This is a genomic window from Neisseria flava, from assembly GCF_982712965.1.
This window is the reverse complement of the sequence record NZ_CEXQBZ010000072.1, coordinates 1-6,057: the sequence shown is the minus strand read 5'-3', so window position 1 is coordinate 6,057 and position 6,057 is coordinate 1. Positions and strand designations below refer to the sequence as shown.

General features: G+C 54.2%; 5 protein-coding genes. 2 read left to right on the top strand and 3 right to left on the bottom strand.

Going from position 1 to position 6,057, the window contains the following annotated elements; all coding sequences use genetic code 11:
* Positions 1 to 324: 324 nt before the first annotated feature.
* From AC5M9B_RS04145 to AC5M9B_RS04135, 3 genes are all read right to left on the bottom strand, one after another.
* Positions 325 to 468: a hypothetical protein gene (locus tag AC5M9B_RS04145; RefSeq protein ID WP_244969494.1), complete on the bottom strand. Its 144-nt coding sequence runs from the start codon at positions 466 to 468 to the stop codon at positions 325 to 327.
* Positions 469 to 590: 122 nt separating this feature from the next.
* Positions 591 to 1,784 (bottom strand): SulP family inorganic anion transporter, encoded by a 1,194-nt coding sequence (locus AC5M9B_RS04140; RefSeq protein ID WP_244969493.1) that lies wholly within the window; start codon positions 1,782 to 1,784, stop codon positions 591 to 593.
* Positions 1,785 to 1,884: 100 nt separating this feature from the next.
* Positions 1,885 to 2,574, bottom strand: coding sequence for a carbonic anhydrase (locus AC5M9B_RS04135; protein ID WP_487648289.1), 690 nt, complete (start codon positions 2,572 to 2,574; stop codon positions 1,885 to 1,887).
* Between the two features lie 149 nt (positions 2,575 to 2,723).
* On the opposite strand from AC5M9B_RS04135, the gene AC5M9B_RS04130 reads away from it, so the two are divergent.
* A complete protein-coding gene (locus AC5M9B_RS04130) occupies positions 2,724 to 3,965 on the top strand; it encodes an aromatic amino acid transporter (protein ID WP_070655529.1) in 1,242 nt (413 codons plus the stop codon).
* A 259-nt stretch (positions 3,966 to 4,224) separates the two neighbouring features.
* Positions 4,225 to 5,727: a phosphate acetyltransferase gene (pta, locus tag AC5M9B_RS04125; RefSeq protein WP_070655531.1), complete on the top strand. Its 1,503-nt coding sequence runs from the start codon at positions 4,225 to 4,227 to the stop codon at positions 5,725 to 5,727.
* Positions 5,728 to 6,057 lie beyond the last annotated feature (330 nt).

The window sequence follows — 6,057 nt, the reverse complement described above, 5'->3', positions numbered from 1 at the left end:
CTCTCCCGCCAGACGGGAGAGGGGGTAGATTACCGAATACTGCCGTTACTGTTTCTTAAATATTTCATTATGTTTCTTTTCTGTCGGACGAAACAGCCGATTCATCAGCCACCGTCATTCCCGCGCAGGCGGGAATCCAGACTCTGAAAGGCCGCTGCAATTTTTAAAGATTTCCATAACTTCCAAAACCTAGATTCCCGCCTGCGCGGGAATGACGAAGCAGGTATTTTCCATTTGCATCTGCTAAAGAGGCCGTCTGAAAAGCCCAAAACAGGGTTTTCAGACGGCCTCTTTCTTTTCTTCCTACTCATTCCAACCCGACTTCTAAATACTCGCACTGTGTCCCACCCGCACATGGCTGTGGTGGTCGCGGCCTTCGTGGTCGTAGTCGGATTTGAAGCCTTTGAGTACGACGTCTATGTCGTTTTCTTTGGCGAAGACGTTGGCGAAGTCTTCAATCAGTTCCAATACGTCGCCGGCGATGTAGGACGAGCGTTCGGCGTTGATGGTTACTTTCGAACCCGGACGGATGTTTTTCAGGGTTTTCTTGATGGCGGCTTTATTCAGGAACGAGACTTCTTCCGCCAGCTCTAAGCTGATTTCGTCGGCTTCGGCGAGTTCTTCGCGGCTGAGTAGTAGGCGCGTTTCATGTTACCCTGAAGGATGAAGATGATGCTGATGGCGATCCCGATGCCGACGCCTTTGAGCAGGTCGAGCGCGACGACGGCGGCGAGGGTGGACAGGGGTATCATGTTGAGGATAAAGGGAATCGCCAAAACGCACACCAGCAACAAAACGCCGTGAATAACGGCAGACAGTTTGTGCGTCGCGCCTGCATTGGCGTTGGCGGACGAGCGCACGACGACGGAGGTGATGGGCAGGCCGCCGATAAGCGAACTGACGATGTTGCCTGCGCCCTGCGCACGCAATTCGCGGTTAGTGTCGGTGATGCGGCGGCGGGTGTCGAGGCGGTCGGCGGCTTCGATGCAAAGCAGGGTTTCAATCGAGGCAACGATGGCGATGGTGATGCCGGTCATCCAGACGTAGCTGTTGCCGAAACCTGAAAAGTTGGGGAGCGTGAGCATACCTGCGGCTTCGCGCCATGTATCGGGAACGGGCAGTTGGACGAGTTGTCCGGCGGGAATGGCAAGGCTGCTGCCGCTGGCGACGAACCATTGGTTCATCAGTATCCCCGCGCCCACGGCAACCAGCGCGGCGGGCAGGATTTTGATGTTTTTCAACGCGGGGATTTTGTCCCATACGATTAGGATCGCCATCGACACGCCCGCTACCAAAAGGGAGCCTGTGTGGATGTCGGCAAACAGGGCGGCAGGGTCGGCGAGGCTGCCGTTGCTGCCCAAGGCAAACGGAATCTGTTTCATGATGATAATCACGCCGATGCCCGCCAACATACCTTCGATAACGGACACGGGGATGTATTCGGCAAGGCTGCCGGCGCGGATGAAGCCGAGCAAAAGCTGGATGGCGCCGGCGATTAAGCCCGCACACAGAAACAACTCGAACGAACCGAGTTCGGTAATCGCGGCAAGGATAATCGCCGCCAAGCCCGCGGCGGGGCCGGAAACGCTGATGTGCGAAGTGCTGAGGGAACCGATGACGATGCCGCCGACGATGCCCGCCAACACACCGGACAACGGCGGTGCACCGGAAGCGAGCGCGATGCCGAGGCACAACGGCAGGGCGACGAGGAAGACAACCAGTCCGGAAGCGAAATTGGACTTAAACAGGCTGCCCAAAGCTTGTTTTTTCTGATGGGGTTTCATGGTGAGGGGTACTCCTGATGTGTGTGTGTTTTTGTATTTGATAGGTTTGGGGCAAATTAAGGTCGTCTGAAAAATCAGGATGCTTGTCCAAACTGCATTTTCAGACGACCTCCGAGCCATCAACCCCTTTCTTACGCGCGTTGACCACCCATTCGGAATCGGTGAGGTCGTAGATTTTCTGAATGTCGGCGAGGATGTTTTTGAAGTCGATGTTCAAATCGATAAGGCGGCCGGTACGCAGGTCGAAGACCCAGCCGTGAACAATCGGGTAGCCGTCGAGCAGGTATCGTTCCTGCACGCACGCCATTTTGATGACGTTGAGGCACTGTTCCTGAACGTTCAATTCGACCAGGCGGTCATAGCGCAGGTGCTCGTCTTCGATTGCGTACAGTTCTTCCTGATGCAGGCGGTACATGTCGCGGATGTTGCGCAGCCACGGATTCATCGCGCCCAAATCTTCGGGCAGCATCGCCGCTTTGATGCCGCCGCAGTTGTAGTGGCCGCAGATGATGATGTGTTTGACTTTCAGATGCGAGACGGCGTATTCGATGGCGGAAGCGACATTTATGTCTAAACCGTGAACAAGGTTGGCAACGTTGCGGTGTACAAACACGTCACCCGGTTCAAACCCCATCAACTCTTCCGCCGCGACGCGGCTGTCGGAGCAGCCGATGTAGAGATATTCGGGATTTTGTCCGTCGGCGAGGTCTTTGAAGTAATCGGGGCATTGTTGCCTCTTCGTTTCCTGCCATTTGCGGTTGTTTTCAAAAATGACTTCGTAATCTTTCAAAAAATTAAATCGTTCTCATCCACACATCGCTGCCCCACCCAAAAAGTTCCCTACTGTCTGCCATTCTCCGTAATTTTCAGACGACCTCCTTACCAATCCTTACACTTTACGGCATAATGGCGGACTGTTTTTTTTCCGAGGAGAATTCCATGTCCGTCAAAACCCCGTCGCTTTTCGGCGGCGCCATGATTATCGCCGGTACGGTTATCGGCGCAGGTATGCTCGCCAACCCGACCGCCACTTCCGGTGTCTGGTTTACAGGCTCGCTGATTGTGTTGCTCTACACTTGGTTTTCCATGCTCTCCAGCGGTCTGATGATATTGGAAGTCAACACCCACTATCCGCACGGCGCCAGCTTCGACACCATGGTCAAAGACCTGCTCGGACCGACTTGGAACGCCATCAACGGCGTTGCCGTCGCCTTCGTCTTATACCTGCTCACCTACGCCTACATCTTCGTCGGCGGCGACTTGACCGCCAAAGGGCTGGGCAGCGCGGTAGGAAGCGAAATTTCGCTCACCGTCGGACAACTCGTCTTCTTCGGCATCCTCGCGTTTTGCGTGTGGGCGTCGGCACGACTGGTCGACCGCTTCACCAGCGTCCTCATCGGTGGCATGGTGCTGACTTTCATCTGGGCGACCGGCGGGCTGATTGCCGATGCCAAACTGCCCGTCCTTTTCGACACCCAAGCCCCCGCAGGCACCAGCTACTGGATTTACGTCGCCACCGCTCTGCCCGTCTGCCTCGCTTCCTTCGGCTTTCACGGCAACGTCTCCAGCCTGCTCAAATACTTTAAAGGCGATGCGCCCAAAGTGGCGAAATCCATCTGGGCGGGTACACTGATTGCACTCGTGATTTACGTCTTATGGCAAATCGCCATCCAAGGCAACTTGCCGCGCAGCGAGTTTGCCCCCGTGATTGCCGCCGAAGGACAAGTCTCCGTCCTCATCGAAACACTGTCCAAATTCGCCCAAACCGGTAGCATGGACAAAGTATTGACCCTCTTCTCCTACATGGCGATTGCCACCTCCTTCCTCGGCGTAACGCTCGGTCTGTTTGACTACATCGCCGACATCTTCAAATGGAACGACAGCGTGTCCGGCCGCACCAAAACCGCCGCCCTCACCTTCCTGCCGCCCCTGATTTCCTGCCTGCTGTTCCCGACAGGCTTCGTTACCGCCATCGGCTACGTCGGTCTGGCGGCAACCATTTGGACCGGCATCATCCCCGCCATGCTGCTCTACCGTTCGCGCCAAAAATTCGGCACAGGAAAAAACTACAAGATTTACGGCGGATTCGGGCTGATGGTTTGGGTTTTCCTCTTCGGCGTCATCAACATCGCCGCGCAGGTATTGAGCCAGCTCGAACTCGTCCCCGTGTTCAAAGGCTGACAACCAACCACCCGAACCGATCAAAAAAGGTCGTCTGAAACTCCATCAAAGTTTTTTTTCAGACGACCTTTTCTATATTTCGCACAGACAGTATCAGCCCCTTAAAAATCCATTGCATTTTCGCTGAATCTATTAACATTTAACCTTGTTGGAAACGCAGTTTGTTTGTTAGTATTAAGCCATTGCCGTTACGTCTGCATCATGGCGGCGACGGACAACCTCCAAGACGGACAACCTCCATATAGAAAGGACACATATCATGGCTAAATTATTGGTCGCTCCGGTATCCGCCGGTTTGGACGTGGCAGCAGCAAGCAAAGCCTTTGCCCAAGCTTTGGGCGCGCAAGTTTTCCAACCGCTCGACGCATCCGCCGAAACTCTGTTGGCACAAGGCAAAAGCGACGACTGGTTTGACGCTGTGGTCGGCAAAGCCGTCGCACTCAATACCGACAATCTTGTTATCGAAGGTATCGCCCCCGAAGCGGACAAACTCTTCCTGTCCGGCAAAAACGTCGAGCTGGCATTGTCTTTGGATGCAGGCGTAGTCTTGGCATTGCAATCTGATAGTGCTGACGCAGCCGAAGTGGCACACCGAATCAACCTTGCCAAACAGCTTTATACCAACGCACCGGGTCTTTTGGAAGGCTTCATTATTGAAGGCGCGGCAGCATCCGTAGGCGAAGAAGTCGCCCGCCTGACCGGACTGACATTCTACGGCTCAAGCAGCGCGCTCAAAGACGTATCTGCGTTGGCAAAACGCGAAGCCTCCCGCCTTTCTCCCGCCCAATTCCGTTACAACCTGATTGATTTTGCCCGCAAAGCCGATATGCGCATCGTCCTGCCTGAAGGTGCAGAACCGCGTACCGTCGCCGCAGCCGCCATCTGCCACGAAAAAGGAATTGCCCGCTGCGTCTTGCTTGCCAAACGCCAAGAAGTTGAAGCCGTTGCCAAAGAACGCGGCATCAACCTGCCTGACTCTTTGGAAATCGTCGATCCCGCTACATTGATCGAACAATACGTCGAGCCGATGTGCGAATTGCGCAAATCCAAAGGTCTGACCCCTGAAGAAGCCCGTAAACAACTGCAAGACACCGTTGTCCTCGGCACCATGATGATGGCGCAAAACGACGTGGACGGCTTGGTATCCGGCGCCGTTCATACGACTGCCAACACCATCCGCCCCGCCTTGCAGCTGATTAAAACCGCACCGGGCGCCAGCCTCGTATCCAGCGTATTCTTCATGCTGCTGCCCAACCAAGTCCTCGTCTTCGGCGACTGCGCGGTTAACCCGAATCCGACGCCCGAACAGCTTGCCGATATCGCCATCCAATCCGCCGATACCGCCAAAGCCTTCGGTATTCCGCCAAAAGTTGCCATGATTTCTTACTCTACCATCAACTCAGGCAGCGGCCCTGATGTCGATGCCGTGATTGAAGCGACCAAACTGGCGAAAGAAAAACGCCCGGATTTGGAAATCGACGGCCCGCTGCAATACGATGCGGCTACTGTGCCTTCAGTCGGCAAAAGCAAAGCCCCTGAAAGCACCGTCGCCGGTCAGGCAAGCGTCTTGATTTTCCCGAACCTCAACACCGGCAACTGTACTTACAAAGCCGTACAACGCAGCGCCAACGTCCTGAGCGTCGGCCCGCTGTTGCAAGGTTTGCGCAAACCGGTCAACGACCTTTCCCGCGGCGCATTGGTAGAAGACATCGTCTTCACCATCGCCCTGACAGCGGTTCAGGCAAAACAAATGGCTGGCTGATTGCTTAATTCTTTAAAGTAAACAAAGGTCGTCGGAAAATCCTAAAATAAGGTTTTCAGACGACCTTTTTGATTGACGGAATACAGACAAGCTGAGATCTTTGCAAAATTTCCCCAAATCCCATAAATGTCTTGGTGGGAATTTAGAGGATTTGGGGAAATTTTGCAAAGATCTCATCAAACAAGTTGTTACCATTCATACGAGTACAATTTCATAATATTGCAGGAATTGCCGAAACGGTACATTGTCCTATTCCCACTCTGAGCGACGGTAACAAGATCGGTTCGACAAACAAAAACGCCCACTCCCTTCCGGAACTGGACGTTTTTT